The sequence below is a fragment of the Pseudomonas sp. Marseille-QA0332 genome (assembly GCF_054950175.1).
Window position 1 is genome coordinate 1,839,414 of record NZ_CM143106.1, and the last position, 24,181, is coordinate 1,863,594.

At 64.2% G+C, this 24,181-nt stretch carries 21 protein-coding genes; 12 read left to right on the forward strand and 9 right to left on the reverse strand.

Features of this window, described 5'->3' with window-relative positions:
• Positions 1-7: 7 nt before the first annotated feature.
• The 7 genes from gloB to ACY8GK_RS08630 all read left to right on the forward strand — a co-directional run bounded on the left by gloB (position 8) and on the right by ACY8GK_RS08630 (position 10,038).
• Positions 8-787, forward strand: a complete 780-nt coding sequence (gloB, locus tag ACY8GK_RS08600; RefSeq protein ID WP_196180034.1) for a hydroxyacylglutathione hydrolase — start codon at positions 8-10, stop codon at positions 785-787.
• A 100-nt stretch (positions 788-887) separates the two neighbouring features.
• Positions 888-2,324, forward strand: coding sequence for a transglycosylase SLT domain-containing protein (locus tag ACY8GK_RS08605; protein WP_462402827.1), 1,437 nt, complete (start codon positions 888-890; stop codon positions 2,322-2,324).
• 236 nt (positions 2,325-2,560) lie between these two features.
• Complete coding sequence (locus ACY8GK_RS08610) at positions 2,561-4,390, forward strand: extracellular solute-binding protein (protein ID WP_462402828.1); 1,830 nt, start codon at positions 2,561-2,563, stop codon at positions 4,388-4,390.
• The gene (locus ACY8GK_RS08615; RefSeq protein ID WP_196180041.1) at positions 4,387-6,243 is read left to right on the forward strand and encodes an extracellular solute-binding protein; all 1,857 of its coding nucleotides are present in this window, start codon (positions 4,387-4,389) and stop codon (positions 6,241-6,243) included. The genes ACY8GK_RS08610 and ACY8GK_RS08615 overlap by 4 nt, the downstream gene beginning before the upstream one ends.
• A gap of 1 nt (position 6,244) precedes the next feature.
• Complete coding sequence (locus ACY8GK_RS08620) at positions 6,245-7,318, forward strand: microcin C ABC transporter permease YejB (protein ID WP_462402829.1); 1,074 nt, start codon at positions 6,245-6,247, stop codon at positions 7,316-7,318.
• Position 7,319: 1 nt separating this feature from the next.
• Positions 7,320-8,339, forward strand: a complete 1,020-nt coding sequence (locus ACY8GK_RS08625) for an ABC transporter permease (protein WP_196180045.1) — start codon at positions 7,320-7,322, stop codon at positions 8,337-8,339.
• Between the two features lies 1 nt (position 8,340).
• Positions 8,341-10,038 carry an ABC transporter ATP-binding protein gene (locus tag ACY8GK_RS08630; RefSeq protein ID WP_462402830.1) on the forward strand — a complete coding sequence of 566 codons (1,698 nt, stop codon included), beginning with the start codon at positions 8,341-8,343 and terminating at the stop codon, positions 10,036-10,038.
• Here ACY8GK_RS08630 and ACY8GK_RS08635 read toward each other — a convergent pair.
• The 8 genes from ACY8GK_RS08635 to ACY8GK_RS08670 all read right to left on the reverse strand — a co-directional run bounded on the left by ACY8GK_RS08635 (position 9,962) and on the right by ACY8GK_RS08670 (position 15,948).
• Entirely contained in the window at positions 9,962-11,014 is a 1,053-nt protein-coding gene (locus ACY8GK_RS08635; protein WP_196180049.1) for an AI-2E family transporter, read from the reverse strand. The genes ACY8GK_RS08630 and ACY8GK_RS08635 overlap by 77 nt on opposite strands.
• Before the next feature lie 11 nt (positions 11,015-11,025).
• Positions 11,026-11,823 (reverse strand): DUF4892 domain-containing protein, encoded by a 798-nt coding sequence (locus ACY8GK_RS08640; RefSeq protein ID WP_462402831.1) that lies wholly within the window; start codon positions 11,821-11,823, stop codon positions 11,026-11,028.
• A 107-nt stretch (positions 11,824-11,930) separates the two neighbouring features.
• The gene (locus ACY8GK_RS08645) at positions 11,931-12,785 is read right to left on the reverse strand and encodes an alpha/beta fold hydrolase (RefSeq protein ID WP_462402832.1); all 855 of its coding nucleotides are present in this window, start codon (positions 12,783-12,785) and stop codon (positions 11,931-11,933) included.
• Complete coding sequence (locus ACY8GK_RS08650) at positions 12,782-13,570, reverse strand: alpha/beta fold hydrolase (protein ID WP_196180055.1); 789 nt, start codon at positions 13,568-13,570, stop codon at positions 12,782-12,784. Before ACY8GK_RS08650 ends, ACY8GK_RS08645 begins: the two co-directional genes overlap by 4 nt.
• Positions 13,571-13,664: 94 nt before the next feature.
• Positions 13,665-14,024, reverse strand: coding sequence for a hypothetical protein (locus ACY8GK_RS08655; protein WP_462402833.1), 360 nt, complete (start codon positions 14,022-14,024; stop codon positions 13,665-13,667).
• Between the two features lie 84 nt (positions 14,025-14,108).
• Positions 14,109-14,564 carry a phosphohistidine phosphatase SixA gene (gene sixA, locus ACY8GK_RS08660; RefSeq protein WP_196180057.1) on the reverse strand — a complete coding sequence of 152 codons (456 nt, stop codon included), beginning with the start codon at positions 14,562-14,564 and terminating at the stop codon, positions 14,109-14,111.
• Entirely contained in the window at positions 14,561-14,908 is a 348-nt protein-coding gene (locus ACY8GK_RS08665; protein WP_196180058.1) for a DUF4389 domain-containing protein, read from the reverse strand. The genes sixA and ACY8GK_RS08665 overlap by 4 nt, the downstream gene beginning before the upstream one ends.
• A 14-nt stretch (positions 14,909-14,922) precedes the next feature.
• On the reverse strand, positions 14,923-15,948 hold the full coding sequence (locus ACY8GK_RS08670; protein WP_462402834.1) for an NAD(P)H-dependent glycerol-3-phosphate dehydrogenase: 1,026 nt from the start codon (positions 15,946-15,948) through the stop codon (positions 14,923-14,925).
• Between the two features lie 118 nt (positions 15,949-16,066).
• On the opposite strand from ACY8GK_RS08670, the gene ACY8GK_RS08675 reads away from it, so the two are divergent.
• From ACY8GK_RS08675 to fabB, 5 genes are all read left to right on the forward strand, one after another.
• On the forward strand, positions 16,067-18,220 hold the full coding sequence (locus ACY8GK_RS08675; RefSeq protein WP_462402835.1) for a TonB-dependent receptor plug domain-containing protein: 2,154 nt from the start codon (positions 16,067-16,069) through the stop codon (positions 18,218-18,220).
• Positions 18,220-19,113 (forward strand): ABC transporter substrate-binding protein, encoded by an 894-nt coding sequence (locus ACY8GK_RS08680; RefSeq protein WP_196180061.1) that lies wholly within the window; start codon positions 18,220-18,222, stop codon positions 19,111-19,113. Before ACY8GK_RS08675 ends, ACY8GK_RS08680 begins: the two co-directional genes overlap by 1 nt.
• Positions 19,110-21,041, forward strand: coding sequence for a response regulator (locus tag ACY8GK_RS08685; RefSeq protein WP_196180062.1), 1,932 nt, complete (start codon positions 19,110-19,112; stop codon positions 21,039-21,041). The genes ACY8GK_RS08680 and ACY8GK_RS08685 overlap by 4 nt, the downstream gene beginning before the upstream one ends.
• Positions 21,042-21,246: 205 nt before the next feature.
• Positions 21,247-21,762 (forward strand): 3-hydroxyacyl-[acyl-carrier-protein] dehydratase FabA, encoded by a 516-nt coding sequence (fabA, locus tag ACY8GK_RS08690; protein ID WP_196180063.1) that lies wholly within the window; start codon positions 21,247-21,249, stop codon positions 21,760-21,762.
• 11 nt (positions 21,763-21,773) lie between these two features.
• Positions 21,774-22,994, forward strand: a complete 1,221-nt coding sequence (gene fabB, locus ACY8GK_RS08695) for a beta-ketoacyl-ACP synthase I (protein WP_196180066.1) — start codon at positions 21,774-21,776, stop codon at positions 22,992-22,994.
• A 119-nt stretch (positions 22,995-23,113) separates the two neighbouring features.
• On the opposite strand, the gene ACY8GK_RS08700 is transcribed toward fabB, so the two are convergent.
• Positions 23,114-24,139 carry an amidohydrolase family protein gene (locus ACY8GK_RS08700; protein WP_462402836.1) on the reverse strand — a complete coding sequence of 342 codons (1,026 nt, stop codon included), beginning with the start codon at positions 24,137-24,139 and terminating at the stop codon, positions 23,114-23,116.
• Positions 24,140-24,181 lie beyond the last annotated feature (42 nt).

Below are 24,181 nucleotides of genomic sequence, written 5' to 3' on the forward strand. Positions count from 1 at the left end.
CGACACCATGATACAGATCGAAGCATTACCCGCTTTCTCGGACAATTACATCTGGTTGTTACAAGATACCGCCAACAACCGCTGCGCGGTGGTGGATCCAGGCGACGCCGGGCCGGTGCTCGACTGGCTGGCCGCTCACCCTGGCTGGCGCCTGGAAGATATCCTGGTGACCCACCACCACCATGACCATGTCGGCGGCGTCGAGGCGCTCAAGCGCGCCACCGGTGCGCGGGTCAGCGGCCCTACCGACGAGCATGTCCCCGGCTGCGACCGCCCGCTCGGAGACGGCGCCACGATCAGCGTGCTAGGCCTGACCTTCACCGTCATGGCAACGCCAGGCCATACCCTGGGGCACATCGTCTTCCATGCCGCCCTGGCGCCTACGCCACTGCTGTTCACTGGCGACACGCTGTTCGCCGGTGGCTGCGGACGGCTTTTCGAAGGCACGCCGCAACAGATGCATCACTCGCTCCAACGGCTGGCCGCCCTGCCAGACGAGACCGAGGTCTATTGCGCCCATGAATACACCTTGAGCAACCTGCGTTTCGCGCAGGCCGTGGAACCGGCAAGCGAAGCCGTCAATCGACGTCTCGAACAAGTGACGCGACTGCGCCAGGCCAATCGTATCAGCTTGCCTACCAATATCGGGCTGGAACGGCTGACCAACCCTTTCCTGCGCACGGCTGAAACATCCGTTAAACAAAAAATAGACGAACGGATCGCAAGCGCGCAGGGCGGCCCGGTCGCTGTATTTGCTGCCCTGCGGCAATGGAAAGACAACTTTTGATAGCCATGTGACATATAAGGACATCTGGTCAAAGGTTGACCATGCGGGGGTCGATTTCTAGAATCGCCGAAATTTTTTGCCCGGAAACTTGTCCCCGCCAATGTCTTCCCGTAGCCGCAACACCGTTCAGTCCATCGCCCTGACACGCCTGGCGCAAGCCAGCGCACTGGCTCTGGCCGCCACCCTGGTAGGCTGCCAAAGCACCCATCAGATCGATGAATCCGACAGCGTCCGCGCGCACAGCCATCAGGTCAGGGTCAAGCACAAGCCAGTGGTGGTGCTACCCAAGCCCGCCGAGCAGGTGGCCCCCCAGGATGTCTGGGAGCGCATGCGTCAGGGCTTCGCGCTGCAAGACGCCATCGGCGTCAATCCACGCATCGAGCAACAGCGCCTCTGGTTCGCCAGCAACCCTTCGTTCGTCGAAACCGCAGGCGAGCGTGGCAGCCTCTACATGCACTATATCGTCGAGCGGCTCGAAGAACGCAACATGCCGCTGGAGCTTGCCCTGCTACCGGCCATCGAAAGTGCCTACAACCCGATGGCCTATTCCCGGGCCCATGCCGTCGGGCTCTGGCAGTTCATTCCTTCCACGGGTCGCCATTTCAACCTGCGCCAGACCACCTTCTACGATGGGCGTCGCGATATCACCGCTTCGACCAACGCCGCGCTGGACTACCTGACGCGCCTGCATGACATGTTCAATGGGGACTGGCTGCTGGCCCTGGCAGCCTACAACGCCGGCGAAGGAACGGTGAGCCGGGCCATCGAGCGCAACGAAAAGCTTGGGTTGCCCACCGACTACTGGAACTTGCCGCTGCCGCAGGAAACCCGTAACTACGTGCCCAAGCTGCTCGCCCTGTCCCAGGTGGTGATGACGCCGGAGGCCTACGGCGTGAACTTGAGCCCGATCGCCAACGAGCCCTATTTCGAGGCCGTGGCCATCAACGAGCGGCTGGACCTGACCCGTGTCGCGGCCTTCGCCGACATCGACGAGGACGAACTGATCCAGCTCAACCCGGCATTCAAGAAGCGCATGACGGTGGACGGTCCCAAGCGCCTGCTTGTTCCCACCGCCAAGGCCCAGCTGCTGAGCGCCAGCCTGTCCAACCTCAAGCCCGAGCAGTTGCTGACCTTGCAACCGAGACAGGCCGTCTTCGAAGCCGCGCTTGCCGAAGCTTCGGCACCAGCGGCAGGAGCTCGCAGCTACCGGGTCAAGCGCGGCGACAACCTCGGCAGCATCGCGCGCGCCCATCGCGTGTCGGTGAAGGACCTGCAACGCTGGAACCGCCTTTCCGGCAGCCGCCTGAAGACTGGCCAGGTGCTGGCATTACGGGGCGGCAGCACGGCGGCCGGAGCCGGCAAGCGTATCGCCGCAACCAAGCAACGCTCGACGCAGTACAAGGTGCGCAAGGGCGACTCGCTGTATCTGGTAGCCAAGCGCTTCAACGTGGAGATGAAGCATCTCAAGCGCTGGAATCCGCGCAGCGGCCATGCCCTCAAGCCGGGACAGACCCTGACGGTCTATGTCGGCCACTGACCGATCGCGGCCGCTGCGCCCAGCCAGTGGCTGACCAGAGAATAAAGCGGTGAGGCTTGGCGGATCCTGAGCCCACGTGGCGGGCGATCACGATAACCGGGTCGCCCGCCGGTCCGGACCGTGTCGAGGGTCCGTAAAGCATCCGCCCGGCTTCGCCGGTGGGCTCTTTTTCCCTTCGGAACAAGCTGTTACTGTAGCCCGCACGAAGCCCAAGCTGCCTGGATCGGATCCCTGACTTGATACGTTCGCTCCTGCTGTCAATCAGCCTGGCATTGAGCTTTCCCGCAGTCGCGACAGTGAGCGAAAGCCACGGCTACGCGCAGTTCGGCACGCTCAGGTACCCGGCGACCTTCACCCATTTCGATTGGGCCAACCCTTGGGCGCCCAAGGGTGGCACCTTGCGTGCCATGGCGTTCGGCACCTTCGATACGCTCAACCCCTATACCTTCAAAGGCAGCAGCCCGGTCAGCACGCCGAACTTCCTGCAATATGGTGTCAACGAGCTGAACGAGCCGTTGATGGTCGGCACCGGCCAGTACGATCCTTCCGGGGACGAACCAGCGTCCAGCTATGGCTTGATCGCCAAGTCCGTGGAGTACAGCGAAGATCGCAGCTGGGTGGTCTTCAACCTGCGCCCCGAAGCGCGTTTCCATGATGGGCGGCGCATCACTGCGGCAGACGTCGCCTTTTCCTACCGCACATTGCTCAAGGAAGGCCATCCGCTCTATCGCACCAACCTGCAGGAAGTGCAACGGGTCGACATCCTTTCGCCATCGCGGATTCGCTTCGTCTTCAAGCGCTCGGGCAATCCCTTGCTGATCCTGCGCATGGGCGAACTGCCCGTACTGCCCAAGCACTACTGGCAAGGACGTGATTTCAAGGCGACCACCTTCGAACCACCATTGGGCAGCGGCCCCTATCGCATCAGCGAGATTCGTCCAGGCCGACGCCTGGTCTTCGAACGGGTGAAGGATTACTGGGGCAAGGACCTGCCCGTCAACCGCGGCAAGTACAATTTCGACCGGGTGGAATTCGAGTTCTATCGTGACGCGACGGTTGCCTTCGAAGCCTTCAAGGCCGGCGAATTCGACCTCTACATCGAGCATCAGGCCAAGAACTGGGCCAACGGCTATGACTTCGCGGCCGTACGCCGGGGCGAGGTCATCAAGGCCCAGATTCCCCACAAGATCCCGACCCAGACGCAAGGGTTGTTCATGAACAGCCGCCGCTCGGCGCTGGCCGACCCTCGTGTGCGCAAGGCCCTGGGGCTGATGTTCGATTTCGAATGGACCAACCGCGCCCTGTTCAGCGGCGCCTATCGGCGCTCCACCAGCTATTATCCGAACAGCGAGTTCGCCGCTACCGGCCTTCCAACGGGCAAGGAATGGTTGTTGCTCGCGCCGTTGCGCGACCAACTGCCCGCGCAACTGTTCACCGAACCCTACCGCGTGAGTCATACCGAGGGTCGCGGGATCGACCGTGGCACCCTGCGCGAGGCGATCGGGCTGCTCCAGCAGGCAGGCTGGACGCTGCAGGGCCAACGCCTGCGCGATGCCAAGGGCCATCCCTTCGCCCTGGAACTGTTGCTGGTCAATCCCAACCTCGAGCGAATCCTTCAGCCCTATGTGGAGAACCTGGCCAGCATCGGCGTCCAGGCGCGGCTGCGCACCGTCGACCGTGCTCAATACAAGCAGCGCTTGGACCACTTCGACTTCGACATGATCCTGATGACGTTGCCACAGACCTTGAGCCCGGGCCTGGAACAGTGGCAGTACTTCCACTCCAGCCAGGCCTCGGTCAACGGCAGCAAGAACTACGCCGGGATCCGCGATCCGATCGTCGACCATTTGCTCGACGCCCTGCTCGCCGCACGCAGCCGCGACCAGCAGGTGGCGGCCGCGCGCGCTCTGGATCGCGTGCTGTCCTGGCACGACTACATGATTCCAAACTGGTATCTGGACAACCATCGCCTGGCCTACCGCAACCGGTTCGCCTTCGTCACCACGCCGCCTTACACCCTGGGTCTGAACAGCTGGTGGCTCAAGCCATCGGAGAACGCCAAATGACGCCGATTCATCACCTGCGCCAGCTCGCTGGCGGCCTGCTGCTCGCCTGCCTGGCCGTGCCGGCGCTGGCCGCGCCACAGCACGCGCTGACCTTGTATGACGAGCCGCCGAAGTATCCGGCGGACTTCAAGCATTTCGACTACGTCAACCCCGATGCACCCAAGGGCGGCCTGTTCCGACAGGCCGCCTCTGGCGGTTTCGACAGCCTCAACCCGTTCATCACCAAGGGCGTGCCGGCGGAACGGGTCGACCTGATCTATGACACCTTGATGCGCCAGAGCCTGGACGAGCCGTTCACCGAATATGGCCTGCTTGCCGGCCAGATCGAGAAAGCGCCGGATAACAGCTGGGTACGCTTCTACCTGCGGCCCGAGGCGCGCTTCCACGACGGCCACCCGGTACGCGCCGAGGACGTGGCCTTCACCTTCGAGACCCTGGTCAGGCATGGCGCGCCGCTGTACCGCATGTACTACGCGGACGTGGCCGAGGTGGTGGTGGAAGATCCATTGCGCGTGCTGTTCCGCTTCAAGCATCGCAACAACCGGGAACTGCCGCTGATCCTGGGACAGCTTCCGGTCCTGCCCAAGCACTTCTGGCAAAACCGCGAGTTCGACCGCGGCTCCCTGGACATTCCCCTGGGCAGCGGCCCCTACCGGATCGCCGCGGTCAAGCCCGGGCGCTCGATCCGCTTCGAACGCGTCGAAGACTACTGGGGCAAGGACCTGCCGATCAATCGCGGCTCGTTCAACTTCGAACAGATGACCTTCGATTACTACCGGGACAACACGGTCGCCCTGGAGGCGCTGAAGGCCGGGCAATTCGACTACTGGCTGGAGGTCAGCGCGAAGAACTGGGCGACGGCCTACGATGTGCCGGCAGTGCGTGATGGGCGGCTGATCCGCGAGGAACTGCGCAATGGCAACCCTACCGGCATGCAGGGCTTCGTCTTCAACCTGCGTCGGCCGCTGTTCCAGGATGTCCGGGTACGCCAGGCGCTCAGCCTGCTGCTGGACTACGAATGGACCAACAAGCAGCTGTTCAACGGTGCCTATACCCGCACCGGCAGCTATTTCGAGAACTCCGAGATGGCAGCCAGCGGCCCGCCCGGCCCGCAGGAACTGAAGATCCTCGAACCGCTGCGTGGCCAGATTCCCGAACAGGTGTTCGGCGGCCCGTTCCAGAACCCGGTGAGTGACGCCAGCGGGATGATCCGCGAGCGGCAGCGCCAGGCCTACAAGCTGCTGCTCGAGGCAGGCTGGAAGATCGCCGACGACAAGATGGTCGACGCCCAGGGCAAGCCGGTGTCGATCGAGTTCCTGCTGGTCCAGACCGAGTTCGAGCGGGTCCTGCTGCCATTCAAGCGTAACCTTGCCGACCTCGGCATCGAGTTGAGCATTCGTCGCGTCGATGTCTCGCAATACATCAATCGGGTGCGCTCGCGCGATTTCGATATGATGGTCGGCAGCTTCCCGCAATCGAGCTCTCCTGGCAATGAACAGCGCGAGTACTGGTCAAGCAGCAGTGCCGACAACCCAGGCAGCCGCAACCTGATCGGCCTGCGTGACCCGGCCATCGACCGGCTGGTCGAAGGCCTGATCAACGCCGAGTCGCGCCAGGCGCTGATCGCCCATACCCGCGCCCTGGACCGCGTCCTGCTATGGGGCTACTACGTGATCCCCAACTGGCACATCAAGACCTGGCGCGTCGCCTACTGGAACCATATCGGTCATCCCGAGCGTTCACCGCTCTACGACGTAGGCCTGGACACCTGGTGGATCAAGCCCCAAGCCAGGCCGACCGCCCCGCGAGCAGCGACCGCGGCCGACACCCTCGGCCCGGCCAGGGAGCACTGACATGCTGGCCTATATCCTGCGTCGCCTGCTGCTGATCGTGCCCACCTTGCTGGGCATCCTGGTCATCAACTTCATCATCGTCCAGGCCGCCCCGGGCGGTCCCGTGGAGCAGATGATCGCTAAGCTCGAAGGATTCGAGGGGGCCACCAGTCGCATTGCCGGAGGCGGCGCCGAGGTGGCCGTCGCCGGTTCCAGCTACCGTGGCGCGCAAGGGCTCGATCCGGCCCTGATTGCCGAGATCGAACGGATGTACGGCTTCGACAAGTCGCCGCCCGAGCGGCTGTGGATCATGATCAAGAACTACGCGCGGCTGGACTTCGGCGAGAGCTTCTTCCGCGACGCCAAGGTAATCGACCTGATCGCCGAGAAACTACCGGTCTCCATATCCCTAGGCTTGTGGAGCACGCTGATCATGTACCTGGTCTCGATTCCGCTGGGAATCGCCAAGGCCGTGCGCCATGGCAGCCACTTCGACGTCTGGACCAGCTCTGCCATCGTGGTCGGCTATGCCATTCCGGCCTTCCTGTTCGGGATCCTGCTGATCGTGCTGTTCGCCGGTGGCAGCTACCTCGACTGGTTTCCGCTGCGCGGGCTGACGTCGAACAACTTCGACGAGCTATCGACCATGGGCAAGATCCTCGATTACTTCTGGCACCTGGTGCTGCCAATCACCGCCCTGGTCATCGGCAATTTCGCCACCATGACCTTGCTCACCAAGAACAGTTTCCTCGACGAGATCAACAAGCAGTACGTGGTTACCGCCAAGGCCAAGGGTCTGAGCCGGTCGAGAGTGCTGTACGGGCATGTGTTCCGCAACTCCATGCTGCTGGTGATCGCAGGTTTTCCATCGGCCTTCATCGGCATCTTCTTCACCGGCTCGCTGCTGATCGAAGTGATCTTCTCCCTCGACGGGCTGGGGTTGATGAGCTTCGAAGCAGCGATCAATCGGGATTACCCGGTGGTCTTTGGCACCCTGTTCATCTTCACCCTGCTAGGGCTGTTGGTGAAACTGATCGGCGACCTGACCTATACCCTGGTCGATCCACGCATCGACTTCGAAAGCCGGGAGCACTGACATGGCCCTTTCTCCTTTGAACCGCCGACGCTTCGAGCGCTTCAAGGCCAATCGTCGTGGCTGGTGGTCGCTCTGGCTGTTCCTGGTCCTGTTCGGCTTGAGCCTGGGCGCCGAGCTGATCGCCAACGACAAGCCGATCGCCATCCACTACGACGGGCAGTGGTACTTTCCGGCCTTCAAGCGCTACCCGGAAACGACCTTCGGCGGCGAATTCCCCCTGGAACCGAACTACAAGAGCCCTTACATGCGTCAATTGCTGGCAAGCCAGGACAGCTGGGTGCTGTGGGCGCCGATCCCGTTCAGTTACCAGAGCATCAACTACGACTTGCAAGTGCCGGCGCCAGCACCGCCGTCGGCGGCCAACCTGCTGGGAACCGACGACCAGGGCCGGGATGTGCTGGCCCGAGTCATCTATGGCTTCCGCATCTCCGTGCTGTTCGCCCTGACCTTGACCGTCCTGAGCTCGATCGTCGGCGTCATCGCCGGCGCCCTGCAAGGCTTTCATGGCGGCTGGGTAGACCTGGCCGGCCAGCGTTTTCTGGAGGTCTGGTCGGGCCTGCCGGTGCTTTACCTGCTGATCATCCTGGCCAGCTTCGTGCAGCCCAACTTCTGGTGGCTGCTGGGCATCATGCTGCTGTTTTCCTGGATGAGCCTGGTGGATGTCGTGCGCGCCGAGTTCCTGCGCGGCCGCAACCTGGAATACGTGCGCGCCGCGCGGGCGCTGGGCATGCGCAACGCTGCGATCATGTACCGGCACATCCTGCCCAACGCCATGATTTCCACCATGACCTACCTGCCCTTCATCCTCACCGGTGCCATCGGCACCCTGACGGCCCTGGACTTCCTCGGGTTCGGCCTGCCGCCAGGCGCTCCATCTCTGGGCGAGCTGGTCGCCCAGGGCAAGTCCAACCTGCAGGCTCCCTGGCTAGGCATCAGCGCATTCGCGGTACTGGCACTGATGCTGAGTTTGCTGGTGTTCATCGGCGAGTCCGCTCGTGACGCCTTCGACCCGAGGAAATGAAATGCACCAGAGCAACCTGATCGAAGTCCGCGACCTGGCGGTCGAGTTCGTTACCGGCGAACAGGTCCAACGCGTGGTCGAAGGGATCAGTTTCGATGTTCGCAAGGGCGAGACCCTGGCCCTGGTCGGCGAAAGCGGCTCGGGCAAGTCGGTCACCGCCCACTCGATCCTGCGCCTGTTGCCCTACCCTCAGGCCCGACACCCCAGCGGCTGCATCCTGCATGCCGGGCAAGACCTGCTGACGCTGAGCGAACGATCCATGCAGCGGATTCGCGGCAATCGCATCGCGATGATCTTTCAGGAACCGATGACCTCGCTCAATCCGCTGCACAGCGTCGAAAAGCAGATCAACGAAATCCTGCTGTTGCACAAGGGCCTTACCGGCCGCGCGGCTACCGCGCGGACGCTCGAGCTGCTCGAGCTGGTAGGCATCCCGGAGCCACGCAAGCGCCTCAAGGCCCTGCCCCATGAGCTTTCCGGCGGGCAACGCCAGCGCGTGATGATCGCCATGGCGCTGGCCAACGAGCCAGAGCTGTTGATCGCCGACGAGCCGACCACGGCGCTCGATGTCACCGTCCAGCTGAAGATCCTCGAGCTGCTCCAGAGCCTGCAGGCACGCCTGGGCATGGCCTTGCTGCTGATAAGCCACGACCTCAACCTGGTCCGGCGCATCGCCCATAGGGTTTGCGTCATGCAACAGGGGCGCATCATCGAGCAGGCCGAATGCAAGGTGCTGTTCCAAGCGCCACGCCATCCTTACACACGGATGCTGATCGACGCCGAACCCAGCGGCCAACCCACCGCCAACCCTGCCGGCGCCGCCCTGCTCGAGGTCCGTGACCTACGCGTGTGGTTTCCCATCCGCAAGGGTTTCTTCAGGCGTACCGTGGACCACGTCAAGGCGGTGGACGGGATCAATTTCAGCTTGCCGCGGGGCCAGACCCTGGGCATCGTCGGCGAAAGTGGATCGGGCAAGTCGACGCTCGGGCTGGCAATACTGCGTCTGATCGCCAGCCAAGGGGCCATTTGCTTCCAGGGAGAAGGCCTGGAAACCATGGACCAGAACCAGATACGTCCCCTGCGCCGGCAGATGCAAGTAGTCTTCCAGGACCCCTTCGGCAGCCTCAGTCCGCGCATGAGCGTGGCCGAGATCGTCGCCGAAGGCCTGCGCATCCACCGTATCGGTACACCCACGGAACAGGAGGCCGCGGTCATCGCGGCGCTCGAGGAGGTCGGTCTGGATCCGGATACCCGCCACAGGTACCCGCACGAGTTTTCCGGCGGCCAGCGCCAGCGCATCGCCATCGCCCGCGCGCTGGTGCTCAAGCCGGCGCTGATCCTGCTCGACGAGCCGACCTCGGCCCTGGACCGCACCGTGCAGCGTCAGGTCGTCGAGCTGCTGCGCTCGCTGCAGGGCAAGTATGGCCTGACCTATCTGTTCATCAGCCACGACCTGGCCGTGGTCAAGGCCTTGAGTCATCAGCTGATGGTGATCAGGCACGGCAAGGTGGTGGAGCAAGGCCAAGCCCAGGCGATCTTCCAGGATCCGCGCCATCCCTATACGCGACAACTGCTGGAGGCTGCCTTCCTGGCGCCAGAGCCATCCGATGCAGGCGAAACCATCAGTGCCGAGGCGTATCAGGATCATCGCCCCGACTCCAGTCCAGCAGCAGGCTGTACGCCACTGCCAGGAGAGTAGGTCCGATGAACAGGCCGATGAAGCCAAAGGCGATCAGCCCGCCGAATACGCCGAGCAGCACGATGACCAGTGGCAGGTTTCCGCCACGGCTGATCAGGTACGGCTTGAGTACGTTGTCGACACCACTGATGACGAAGGTGCCCCAGATGGCCAGAAATACCGCCATGCCGTAGTGCTCCTGCCACACCAGCCAGGCGGTGGCAGGGATCCAGGCCAGCGGCGGCCCCATTGGAATCAGGCTGAGCATGAAGGTCACGATGCCCAGCACCAGCGCGCCAGGCACGCCGGCGATCAGGAAGCCGATCAGTGCCAGCAGGCCTTGGGCCGCTGCCGTGCCGATCACGCCGTTGACGACCCGCTGCACCGTGCCGGCCACCAGCTCCAGGTAGTAGCCGGCGCGCTCGCCAATCAGGCGATGCAGCAGGCGCAGCACGAAGGCCGCCAGGCGTGGCCCGTCGCGATAGAAGAAGAACACGAACACCAGGCTCAAGGTCAGCTCGAGGATGCCGCTGCCGATCTGCGCGCTGCGTGCCAGCAGCCAGTTGCCGACCTGTCCAAGGTAAGGCTTGATCGAGGCGAGCAGCGCCGCGCCCTGTTCGTCCACGGTATCCCACATCAACACCAGCCGCGTGCCGAACAACGGCACGTTGCCCAGCCAGGCCGGCGCATCGGGCAGCCCCTCGACCCGGACGTCACGAATGAACACCGTGGCATCGCGGACATGGTCGGCCAGGTTGAAGCCCAGCCACACCAGCGGCAACGCCACCAGCAGGATCCAGAGGCCGGTCAGCAGGCCGGCCGCCAGGGTTTCACGCCCACCGAGCGCTCGCGTCAGCAGACGCATCAGCGGCCAGCTGGCAAAGGCCAGGATGGCGCCCCAGAGCAGCGCCGAGATGAACGGCGCCATGACCCAGAGCCCGGCCCCCAACAGAGCCAGCAGAAGGATCTGGACCAGCAGTCGGTCATTGTCGAGCATGTCGGACTCGTTTAGCGGATCAGTTCCAGGTGCAGGCCGCCATCGGACGGCGCCTCGTCGGCTTCCAGCCGCGCCGCGCGTACCCCGGCGGCGACCAGCTGCTCGCGCCAGGCCCCTGCCTCGCTGCCACCGAGGCTGACCCGCAGGGTACTGTCGAGGTTCAGGCTGCGGGCCAGCAAGGCGACCCAGGCCGCTTGCGGCGCCTGCAGGTCAGGGTAGTCCAGCTTGCCAGTATCACGCAGTTCGCGCAGGACCGTACCGGGGGTCGGTAGCAGCTCGCCCAGCGGCCGCTCGGCGACGAACGCCTCGACATGCAGGTAGGCACGCCTGTTGCCACGCGTCACGCTGTACAGGGCCACCAGGGTATTGGCCTGCTGCGCCGAACGCCGCAGCAGGATGAACGCTTGTTGCTCGTCGCCTCCATTGAGCCGGGCGTTACCGAAGACTTCGTTGGCCCACAGGCTGGCTTCGCCACAGTCACGCCCCTGGCACCAGAACAACGGGTAGTCGCCGGCCTGCTGGAGGGCTTCGCGCGCCTCGGTGAATGCCTCGCGGGCGGTACGCTCCTGGGGCAGTTCATAGGTGATGGAGCTGACCTGCCCGCGACTCTCGACCTTGTCGTCCATCCGCAGGCGCCCGCTGATCTTGCGCAACGGCCCCATGGGATAGACTCGCTCCTGGGTCGTCGCCGGACGCTCGTCGACGACCCGGGCATCGACCGGCGCAGGCAGGTCGGCAGCCCAGGCCAGGGTACTGGTCAGACAAGAAGCCGCGCATACGAAGGGCAGCAGTGAACCGCGCAGGCTCATCGGACGCCCGTTTCGCACAAGGCGCCGATGGTGTGGTACTGGATGTCTGGCATGAATGGTTGTCTCCCTGTTCAACCTGCCAAGCCTCGACACTTGTCTGGAGCAAGTCAAGAAAAGCCCATGAAGCGATTGAAACAGTCTGCGACAAGATCTGCGCCCTGCTCGTCGTCCAGGTGCAGGTGATGGCCACCAGGCAACTTCACATGATCGACAGGTAGTCGCTCCAGCAGGGCATCGCTGTGCGCCAGCAGCCCGTCCTGAGCGACCACCAGGCGTGTCGGGCAGACGATCCGATGGACGAAGGAAAGCGCCTGCGCCTCGCTGAGCCTGAGCGGCGAAGGCAGCGTCAGGCGCCGGTCACTGCGCCAGCAGTAACCGCCTGGCACCTGCATCACCCCACGCTCTGCCAACAGGCGCGCGGCCTCCTCGCTGACGGCGAGGGCCCCTCCCATGCGTGCAGCCACCGCATCTTCGAAGCAGGAATAACGTGTCTTGTCCCGACCCGGCCGGCGCAACCGTGCCTGTAGCGCCAGGCCCAGGCGCTCGGCGGCATCCTGCGCGGCAGCGGTTGGCGGCAGGAGCCCATCGATCAGCGCCAGGTGGCTGACACGTTCGGGCAGAGCGCCTGCCAGCTGCACGGCGATCACTGCCCCAAGCGAATGCCCAAGCAGCGCGAAACGTTGCCAGCCCAGTCGCTGAGCAACCTGCAGCACATCGTGCGCATAATCGGCCAAGGCATAGCTGGCACCTGGCGGCCGATGCCCGGAGTGGCCGTGCCCGGCCAGGTCCAGGGCGACGATACGCAGGCCGCTAAGACGAGGTGCCAGGCGCGCGAAGCTGTTGGCGTTATCGAGCCAGCCATGCAGCGCCAGCACCGGCAGCCCCTCCTCGGGCCCATGCACGCGCGCAGCCAGGACGATGTGGCCCAAGTCCAGGCGGATATCCTCGTCCACTGCGCTCATGCCTGGCCCCAGCGATCAAGCAAGCCCTTGAGCAGGCTGGCCGTATCGACTGGTCGCTCGAGCGGGAACATGTGTCCGCCAGGCACGCTATGGTATTCGCCCCGAGGCAATGCACGCACGGCCAGGGCGTGCTGGCGACCGACCACGCGGCTCTGGCGCCCGCCGATCACCGCAACGGGAACCTGCAGCAGCCGCGCCGGAATCGGAGCGACATGCGGCACGCTTCGGTAGATGCTGATCTCGGTGGCCGGGTCGAAACGCAGGCGCAGGCCTTGCTGCGCGTTCTGCAGCCCATGTTCGAGGTAGGCCTCCAGGCAGTCCGGGTCGAAGTTGCGAAACAGCGCCCTGCCGGCAAAATACGCACGCGCGCTGTCGCGGTCGGCGAATACTTCGCGCCGCCCGAGCGTGCGCCCAGCCGGCGTTATTCGATCGATCAGGCCCAAATGCTTGGCGGCGCGGATCAGCCACTGCTCGACGCGCGTCAGCAGTGGCGAGTCGAGCATGACCACGCCGCGATACAGCTGCGGGCAGCGCATGGCGGCATGCAGGTGCAGCACGCCGCCCAAGGAGTGGCCTACCCCCCAGGCCGGCTCGGGCAGGCCTTGCATGTGATGCAGCAGTTCGTCGACCAGGTTGCGCCAGTTGTCATCGACCGGGAACGATGGATCATGTGCGTGCTGGGGCAAGTGCCGGACCTGGTAGTCCGGAGCGAGCGCGGCGAACAGCTTGCCGTAGGTCCCGGATGGAAAGCCGTTGGCATGGGCGAAGAAGACCTGTTGCGACATGGCCGCTCGATCCGCTGGCAAGAAGGAAAGCCATTTTCCTCGAGCCCGCCGATCTCGACAATGTTCGAACAGGTCATCGCCAAGGGCGTTCAGGTCATCGTGAACGCTCGAAACCTGCCATCGAGCGATGCAGGCAAGCCTGTAGATAGGCGATCTGGTAATCGAGCGCCTCTCGTACCGTTTGGCGGTCGGGTTCGCTCAAGTTGAGTCGGCGCAGCGCCAGGCAGGCGACCTGGAGCCGATGTGCCATGCGTTCCCCAGCCTGGCACAACGCTTCCAGCTCTTGCAGCCCGGCCGGGCCGCCAAGCCTGCGGACCAGCCGGTCGAGCCGGGCCTGGACACAGTCGTGCAGCAGTCGATACTCGGCGAAGTCCAATGGCGCCTTGTCTTGCAGCTTGGCCAGGGTCTGCCGCATGTCCAGCGAATGGACCAGTTCCAGATTGCGCTCTTGCATGTTTCCTCCTGACGATGCTTGCAGGCGCACCGTAGCAAGACGAAAAAAGCCGCGACAACTGGCAGAACTGACAGAGGCACCGGGTCAGCCAGGATGGTAGGCACGCAACGTCATGAGGCCGGCCAGGATGAAGTCTCCCTCCAGTTCGACGAGGCTGGCGGTGGACATGCCCAGCGGCTGCTGGACGTGCCCGTGCTCGAGCAGGCTGGCCAGCAGCCCCACCAGCGGCTGATGGCTGACCAGCAGGACATGTTCGATCCCCAGTAGCGCCAGCTCCTCGAGCACCCTGCGCACATCCTGTTCGGGGGTCAGCCAGGACGCGGTACGCACGCTGTCGTCGCGCTCGAGCGCCTGGTGCACCAGCGCCGCCGTCTGTTGCGCGCGTACATAAGGGCTGGCGATGATTGCCTGCAAGGGCTGCCCCAGCAGTGGCGCGGCAGCGCGCAGCGCCTGCTCCCGACCGTGGCGTGTCAGCCGCCGCTCGGCATCGCTGCCGGCATGCGGCTCGGCCTCGCCGTGGCGCATGATCCAGACTTTCACAGCTTCGGCTCTTGGTCTTGCGCCGTGTGCGACGCCGGCGCGACCTGGTGCGGCGCCTCGCCTTCCGGGGCGCGGGGCGTGGGCCAGTCGGCGAACGGCCATGGCTTGCTGTCGGTATGGAAGGTGCCGAACCGGCCAATCTGCGCCAGGAACTGGCTCAGGCTGTCACCGAAGTTCATCAGGCTGGCGCTCGGCGCACCATATACCAGGCGATAGACGAGCTGGACCAGTACCAGGCCACCGAGCAGCAACTCGGCCAGCTGCCAGACCAGGAAGAACAGCAGCATCCACAGGACCCGCAGGATGATCGACTCGTGTCGTGCAAGATTGGGCGCTTGATTCATGATGGTCGCGGTCCTCAGTTGAATTCGCTGGTGGAAATGAAATCGACATCGGTCTTCGGCTCCGCCCGCATCAGCAGTTCGATCACCTGCTCGAGCGTACGGCCTTCGAACAGGATGGCATGCAAACCAGCCACCAGGGGCATGTACACCTGCTGTTCCTGAGCCTTGGCCTTGAGCACCTTGAGGGTATTGACCCCTTCGGCCACCTCGCCCAGGCGGTTGACCGCCTCGTCCAGAGTGAGCCCCTGGCCCAGCGCATGGCCGACCTGGTAGTTGCGGCTCTTGGACGAGGAACAAGTGACGATCAGGTCGCCGACACCGGCCAGGCCCAGGAACGTCATCGGGTTGGCGCCCTGGCTGACGGCGAACCGCGTCATCTCGGCCAGCGCCCGCGTGATGAGCATGCTCTTGGTGTTCTCGCCCATGCCCAGCGCCACCGCCATGCCGGCGATGATCGCGTAGACGTTCTTCAATGCCCCGCCCAGCTCGACCCCGTAGCGATCGTTGCTGGCATACACCCGGAACGTACTGCCATGCAGCACTGCCTGCACCTGCTGGCACAAGGCGTCGTCCTCGCTGGCGATGACCGTGGCGGTCAACGCGTGCTCGGCGATCTCACGTGCCAGGTTCGGCCCGGAAAGCACGCCGATCCGCGCCTGCGGGGCGATTTCCTCGAGGATCTGGCTCATCAGCTTGAAACTCCGGGCCTCGATACCCTTGGTCAGGCTCACCAGCGAGCGTCCCCCCAGCAGCGCGGCATGAGGCGCCAGGACACTGCGCAGGGCGCTCGACGGCAAGGCGACGAAGATCAGTTCGCAGGCCTGCAGGGCCGCCAGCAGGTCACTGACCGGCTCGACACCCGCATGCAGCCTTATGCCCTTGAGGTAGCGTGGGTTCTCACGGTTGACGCGCATGGCCTCGGCCTGTGCCGGGTCGCGCATCCATTGCAGGACGCGGACTCCATTGCCGGCCAGCAGGTTCGCCACGGCGGTACCGAAACTCCCGCCTCCCAGAACTGCAACAGCTTGCTGTCCAGTCATATGCAATCCATCAAAACCATTATCCAGTGGCGATGCGGGCATTATACGGAGCCTGGACCACACAGCCAGCGGCAATCGATACGGGCGGTCGCTGGCAAAACCGACGGCGTCGGTTAACATGCCCGTTTCATTCCTGGATCAAGGCCGTATCGTGCTCCCTGGCCCTTATTCTCCTCCACGCCTGTTGTTGCTGGCAGCCCTGGCGGGCGGCCCGTTGCTGGCCAATGCCGATGACCTGTTCACCGACAGCCAGGCCTTGCCGCAGGTGCTGACCGCCACGCGCCTGAAGCAGTCGCCGGCTGCGGTGCCTGGCAGCATGACCGTGCTCGACAGCGCGCTGATCCGTGCCAGTGGCGCACGCGACATCCCCGAACTGCTGCGCCTGGTGCCAGGGATGATGATCGCCTATGGCGCCGGCAACCAGCCGACGGTCAACTATCATGGCAGCAATGCCAGCGACGCGCGCCGCATGCAGGTACTGATCGACGGGCGTTCGGTGTACCGCGCCGGCCTGGCGACAGTGGACTGGACGGATATTCCGGTCGACCTGCAGGACATCGAGCGCATCGAAGTCTTTCGCGGTCCGAACACGGTCAGCTATGGCGCCAATGCCCTGATGGCCGTGGTCAACATCATGACCCGCAACCCTGCCGACAGTCATGGCACGCGGCTAAAGATCACCCGTGGCCAGGACGGTATCGCCGACTGGCACGCCAGCCATGGCATGGGCTGGGACGGCGGCGATCTGCGGTTGTCGCTTTCGGGCATGGCCGACGATGGTTTCGATCACGACCAGTTCGGGCGTGACTACCGTGACAGCCGCCGACTCAGCCGCTTCAACCTCAGCGCAAGCCATGCGCTGGCGCCGGACCAGACCCTGGAATGGCAACTGGCCGCCAAGGAAGGCAGCAACCAGCGGCCGTACACCTACCAGCCGGTGTTCCCGCATGTTTCGGCCGCCGGCGACAACGCCGATGTGAGCGCCAAGGACTACGCCGGGTCGCTGCGCTGGAACATCGACTTCAGTTCGCGGCACAGCCTGCACATCCAGGGTTCGGCCCAGCATTTCGAGCGCCAGCAGATATGGCGCGCCTGCGATGCCGCCTTGTCCTTCAGCCCGGAGCTGACCCGCCTCTGGCAGCTGGATCCGGACTTCGCCGAGCAGGTGGCGCGCCGCATCGATGCGCCGCCCAGCAGCGCCGACCCGCTGCGCCAGGCCCTGCGTGACCAGGTCAAGGACCAATGGGACAACCAAGGTGGCAGCCAGGTCGTCTGCGGCGACGTCGACCAGAGTACCCGCGAGACACGCTATGACCTGGAAATCCAGGATACCTTGAGCCTGACCGACAACCTGCGCCTGCTCAGCGGGGTGAACTACCGTTACGACCGGGCCGATTCGCGTACCTATTTCGATGGCAGCCTGGACGACCAGACCTGGCGGCTTTTCGGCCAGCTGGAATGGCGTGCCGACGAACACTGGGTCGTGCAAGGCGGCGCCATGCTCGAGGACAGCCGCCTGTCCGGCAGCTCGCTGACCCCGCGCATGGCAGTCAACTACCTGATCACGCCCCGGCACGGGCTGCGCGCGGTCTATTCGGAAGCCGTACGCTCGCCAGACATGTTCGAGAACAACGTCAACTGGAGCTACCGCGTCAACAACCTTACCCCCTCCGCCTTTGGCCAACGACACGGCGAATACTTCGTCAAGACCCGGGGCCCGGGCGATCTCGACCAGGAGCGCATGCGTTCGCGCGAGCTAGGTTACAACGGCTATTTCAGCGCCCTCGACCTGAGCCTGGACATCAAGTTGTTCAACGACGAAATCACCGGCATGATCAGCGAGCCGTTGCGCAACAACCAGTACATCGCCAGCAACGCCAGCAAGGCACGTTTCAGCGGGAGCGAAGCGCAACTCGACTGGCACGCCACGGTTTCGGATCGCCTGCGCCTGACCTATGCCTACGTGGATGCCTGGGCCAGCAATCCTGCCGACAGCCACCTTACCGCGCGCAACAGCGGTTCGGCGGCCTGGTTGCGCGACTGGGGTGGCGACTGGTCCAGCGGCTTGCTCTATTACGGCGCCGATGCGCTCAACGGCCATCGCTACCAGCGTCTCGATCTGCGCCTGGCCAAGCGCTTGCGCTGGCAGGGCACCAGCCTGGAACTGGCCGCGCTGTGGCAGCAGCGGCTGGATGACGAGCCGACCACCATCGAACAGAATCGCTACGACAGCCGACACCGCTTGAGCGTCAGCGCGGAGCTGGAGTTCTGATGCCGCACCTGCTGCGCTGGCTGGTCATCCTGTGCCTGTGGCCGCTGGGTTCGTTGTCGGCCCATGAGGTGCTGCTGGTCGGTGCGCAGGACGAACCGGGCATTCGCAGCTTCGTCAGCGCCCTCCAGGCCCACCGGCCTGGCGACCAGGTGCGGTTCATGGCGGTGGCGCAGTTGCCGCCACCTGCCCAGATCCAGGCCGCTACCCGCCTGGTGCTGCTCGACAATGCCGCCCTGGAATGGCGCCTGCAAGATAGCGCTGGCCCTAGCGCGCTGGCGCTTCGAGTCACCCGGGTGCAGGCTCGGCAGCGCCTGGGCCAGACGCGCCCGGCCTTCCTGAGCTTGTTGTGGAGCGACCCACCGGTAGACCGTCAGCTACGCCTGACGCGCTACCTGCTGCCCCAGGCGCGACGCATCGGCGTGCTCTACGACGAGCAGAGTCGCTTCCTGCTCGAGGAGCTGCAGCTGGCAGCCGCGCCGCTTGGGCTGGAAATCGTCGCCCAGAACTGGCCCGAAGTGCATGACAGTCGTCCGTTGCAGCGGTTGCTGGCCAACAGCGACGTATTGCTCGGGCTGGATGATCCGGGCCTGTACAACCCCAAGACGGCCAAGAACCTCCTGCTCAGCAGCTATGCCCGGCAGATGGCGCTGATCGGACCGACCGCCGGCTTCGTGCGTGCCGGGGCCCTGGCCACCACCTACAGCGACCAGCAAGACTGGCTGGCAGTGCTGGACCACCTGCTCGACCAGCCTCCGGCACGCTGGCCGCGCAGCGAATATCCGCGCCACTTCGGGGTCAGCGGCAACCAGCAGGTGGCACGCGCCCTGGGCCTCGAACCGATCGACCAGCAAGCCGCCGCCGTGGCCGTGGCCGAAGGGGAGTCGATGCCATGAGCATGCGTCCGAGCTGGGACATTCATACCCGCACCCAGATCATCAGTCTGGGCCCGGCTCTGTTGCTCACCTTGCTGTTGATCAGCTTCTTCACCTTCGTGCGCATCCAGGATCTGCGCCAAGAGTTGAACCACACCGGCCAGCTGATCGCGAACCAGCTGGCGCCAGCTTCGGAGTACGGGGTGATCTCCGGCAACGACGAGGTGCTCGAAAGCCTGATGCGAGCGACCTTGAGCATTCCCCATGTGCGCTTTCTGGAAGTCCAGGACAGCCGTAACCACATCCTTGTCTATGTCGAGCAGCCAGACGAGAGCGACAACCGGGCACAGCGGGTGGAAGTGTTCCAGGCACCGATCCGCCTGCAGCAGATCCGCCTGGACAACGATTTCCTGCAGCCAGGCGGGACGCCAGCGCCGAGCGTCGCCGACGATTACCTGGGTCGGGTGATCGTCGGCATGTCCGACGACGCTTTCAGCCAGCGCCAGCAGGAAATCGTGATCAAGGCCGGAATCCTGGCGCTGTCCGCCTTGCTGTTCACGTTCCTGCTGGCGCGGCGACTGGCCACGAGCCTGGCCAAGCCGATCAGCGACATGGGGCATGCGGTCAAGGCCATTCAGCAGGGCGACTTCGACGCACCCTTGCCCGTGGTGGATGACAGCGAGCTGGGCCACCTGGCCAGTCATATCAACAACCTGGCCAGCGCGCTGGACCAGGCCAGCCGCGAGCAACAACAGGCCATGGCCCAGCTGGTCCAGGCTCGCGAAGAGGCCGAGCAGGCCAACAGAGCCAAGTCGGACTTCCTGGCAATGATGAGCCACGAGCTTCGGACACCGCTCAACGGGGTCCTGGGCATGCTGCAGCTGCTGGAAACCACGCCTTTGAACATCGAGCAGGCCGAATATGCCGCAGTGGCCAGCGAATCGACTGGGCACCTGCTCAAGGTCATCAACGATATCCTCGACTTCTCGCGGATCGAGCGTACCGCGCTGGAACTCGAATACATCGACTTCAACCTGGGCGAACTGATCGCCAGCAGCGTCCAGTCCTTCCAGCATACCGCCCAACAGCGCGGTCTGGCCCTGCACCTGCGGCTGGCACCGGGCACCGACCGCCTGCAGGTCACCGGCGATCCGACACGGATCCGCCAGATCCTGCTGAACCTGATCGGCAATGCGCTGAAATTCACCGAGCGCGGTCAAGTCGAAGTCTGCGCCCATTGGCAGGCGCTCGACCGTCGGCAAATCCACCTGACCTGCAGCGTTCGGGATACGGGCATCGGCATCGACAGCTCGCGCCTGGAAACCATGTTCGTGGCCTTCCAGCAAGCCGACAGCTCGATCTCGCGGCGCTATGGTGGAACCGGGCTGGGCCTGGCCATTGCCCGCACGCTGGCCGAGCGCATGGAAGGTCGCTTGCAGGGCGAGAGCGCCAAGGGCCTGGGTTCGACCTTCACCCTGGAAATTCCCTTGGCCCTGGCCCAAGCGCCCACCGCGCTCGCCGGCTCCGACCGGCCGTCCCCGGATACGCCCGGCAACGGCCGGCATATCCTGCTGGTGGAAGACAATCCGGTGAACCAGACGGTGATCGTGGCCATGCTACGCAGCCTGGGTTTCCAGGCCAGTGTCGCCGGGGATGGCGCCCAGGCCGTGGAACAGGTGGCGCGCCAGCCGTTCGCGGCCGTGCTCATGGACTGCCGCCTGCCCAAGGTCGATGGCTATGAAGCCACGCGGCAGATCCGCAGGATGCCCCAGGGCAGGCACCTGCCGATCATCGCCTTGACCGCCAACGCCTTGCAGGGCGATCGTGAGCGCTGCCTGGAGGCGGGCATGAACGATTACCTGAGCAAACCGTTCAAGCGCAACGATCTGCAGCGTATCCTGCAGCGCTGGCTGCCTGTCCGAACGCTCCCGCTGGGAGACAAATGCTGAAACGGTGCTGTGCGGGGGGCTGGACAGGAAGAGCGTGCGACCTGAAAATACCTTTTTTCAGTGCACACCTGTACCTGGCCGCCAGACGGTGTGACTTTCACTACAACGCAATAGTCTACCTGTAGGCTGCCGTCCCGAAGCTCAGGCACTCGGGCCGGCCGGGAAGATTGACCCCCTGCCCCACGGGGATTATTGAGGAGCTCGCATGACCAAACAAAACGCCTTTACCCGGGAAGACCTGCTGCGCTGCAGTCGCGGTGAGCTGTTCGGCCCAGGTAATGCGCAACTGCCCGCCCCGAACATGCTGATGGTAGACCGTATCACCGACATCCGCGCGGAAGGCGGCAAGTACGGCAAGGGTGAGTTGGTCGCCGAGCTGGACATCAATCCCGACCTGTGGTTCTTCGCCTGCCATTTCGAAGGCGATCCGGTCATGCCGGGCTGCCTGGGCCTGGATGCCATGTGGCAGCTGGTGGGCTTCTTCCTTGGCTGGCAAGGCCTGCCCGGCCGCGGACGCGCCCTGGGCTCGGGAGAAGTGAAGTTCTTCGGCCAGGTCCTGCCGACGGCGAAAAAAGTCACCTACAACATTCATATCAAACGCGTTCTCAAGGGCAAGCTGAACATGGCGATCGCCGATGGTTCGGTCAGCGTTGACGGCCGCGAGATTTACACCGCCGAAGGCCTGCGGGTCGGCGTGTTCACCTCCACTGACAATTTCTAAGGGTTATTCGCATGCGCCGCGTCGTTATCACTGGTCTGGGCATCGTTTCGTGCCTGGGCAATGACAAAGCTACCGTCACCGAAAACCTGCGCAACAGCCGTCCGGGCATTCGCTTCAACCCGGAATACAAGGAGATGGGGCTGCGTAGCCAGGTTTCCGGCTCGATCGACCTCAACCTCGAAGAACTGATCGACCGCAAGGTCTTCCGTTTCGTTGGCCATGCCGCCGCCTATGCCTACCTGGCCATGGCTGACGCGATCAAGGACTCGGGCCTGACCGAAGAGCAGGTTTCGAACCCGCGCACCGGCCTGATTGCCGGCTCTGGTGGCGCATCGACCCTGAACCAGATGGAAGCGCTGGATATCCTGCGCGACAAGGGCGTCAAGCGCGTCGGCCCCTACCGCGTCACCCGCACCATGAGCAGCACCGTGTCGGCGTGCCTGGCCACCCCCTTCAAGATCAAGGGGCTGAACTACTCCATCGCGTCCGCCTGCGCCACCAGCGCGCACTGCATCGGCACCGCCATGGAACAGATCCAGATGGGCAAGCAGGACATCGTCTTCGCCGGCGGCGGCGAGGAAGAGCACTGGAGCCAGTCGTTCCTGTTCGATGCCATGGGCGCGCTGTCGAGCAAGCGCAACGACACGCCGGAACTCGCCTCCCGTGCCTATGACGCCGACCGCGATGGCTTCGTGATCGCCGGCGGCGGCGGCATGGTGGTGGTCGAGGAGCTCGAGCATGCGCTGGCCCGCGGTGCCAAGATCTACGCGGAGATCGTTGGCTACGGCGCCACCTCCGATGGCTATGACATGGTGGCTCCGAGCGGCGAAGGCGCCGTGCGCTGCATGCAGATGGCACTGTCCACCGTGGACGCTCCGATCGACTACCTGAACACCCACGGCACCTCGACGCCGGTTGGCGATATCGCGGAAATCAAGGGCGTGCGCGAAGTGTTTGGCGACAAGGCGCCGGCCATCAGCTCCACCAAGAGCCTGTCGGGCCACTCGCTGGGCGCCGCTGGCGTGCATGAGGCGATCTACTGCCTGCTGATGATGGAGAACAACTTCATTGCCGGCTCCGCGAACATCGACGAGCTCGATCCTGCCGTCGCCGACCTGCCGATCGTGCGCCAGACCCAGGAAAATGCCCAGATCGATACGGTCATGAGCAACAGCTTCGGCTTTGGCGGCACCAATGCCACGCTGATCCTCAAGCGCTGGGCAGGCAAGTAAGCGCTACCGCAGGCACGAAGACGCCCCGACCGGTTCGGGGCGTTTTCTTTTGCGCGGCAGGCATCCAGGCGAGCGGTGCCGGATGGTCATGGCCGTTCGGAGCACGACCTGGGATCGCGCTAGCGACGCGGCTCGTCGCCGTTACTCGCGCTGGGCAGGATAGCCAGGAAATTGTCCCTGGCGACCTTTTGCGCCACGTCTGGCGGCAAGGCGTCCAGGAACGGCACGAAGCCATGCATCTGCTCGCCCAGGCTGCCGAAGCGCCCCACCACATCGGAACCCAGCATGAATCGGTCGGGGAAGCGCTCGACCAGCTCGACCCAGTCCTTGCGCGGCTTGCCGGTCTCATCCAGCAAATAAGGCTCGCGCATGCTCCATGAAAGGTCGATAAAGAGGTTGGGGTATTTTTCCAACAGGCGCGTGACCACGGGCAGCAGAAACCTCATCTGCGTCTGGTGCCGGTGTATCTCCATGCTCGCTCCCGCATGAGCCCAGATGAACCGTGTGCTCGGGTGCTTGGCAAGCGGCTGTTCGATTTCCGCCAGGTACAGGGGGTTGCGCTCGCGCTTGGAGGTGATGTTCGAATGAACCAGCACGGGCAAGTCATGCCGCGCAGCCAGCTCGTAGACCAGCGCCAGGGCCTCGTTGTTGGCCCTCGGCGTATCGCCACTGGTCAGCGCGGTCAGGTCGTCGTGACGTGTGAAGATCTCGCCTATCCCTTGCCAGAATCCAGGATGAAGTTCCAGCATCGCTTCGATCTGCCTGGCGGCATTCTTGTCGACAGGGTTGAACCCTGACAGGAACGGATGGAAACGCCGACGCTGCTCGGGCGCAAGCGCTTGCAGCGCGGCGACCACATGGACGTCGGTCGCGCTGTACCAATACGCGGCTGCGTCATCACCGGCGTAGTAGCGCGGTCGCTTGGGCTCATCCTCGTGCCATTTCTTGGCCACTGGAATGCCCGAAATCATCGAATGCTCGACCCCAGCCTGATCCATGGCCTCGACCAGCGCCGGCATGCCTTCGCTTTCCTGGAAGAAATCGACGTAGTGCAGGTGCGCATCGCTGAAGCGATAATCCCGCGCAGCCAACGGCTGGCACAGCATCGCCGAAAGCATCATCACCACCAGGCCCCTGGCATTCATTGCACGACTCCTCTCGATCTACCGCACGGGTAGACCGAGGCG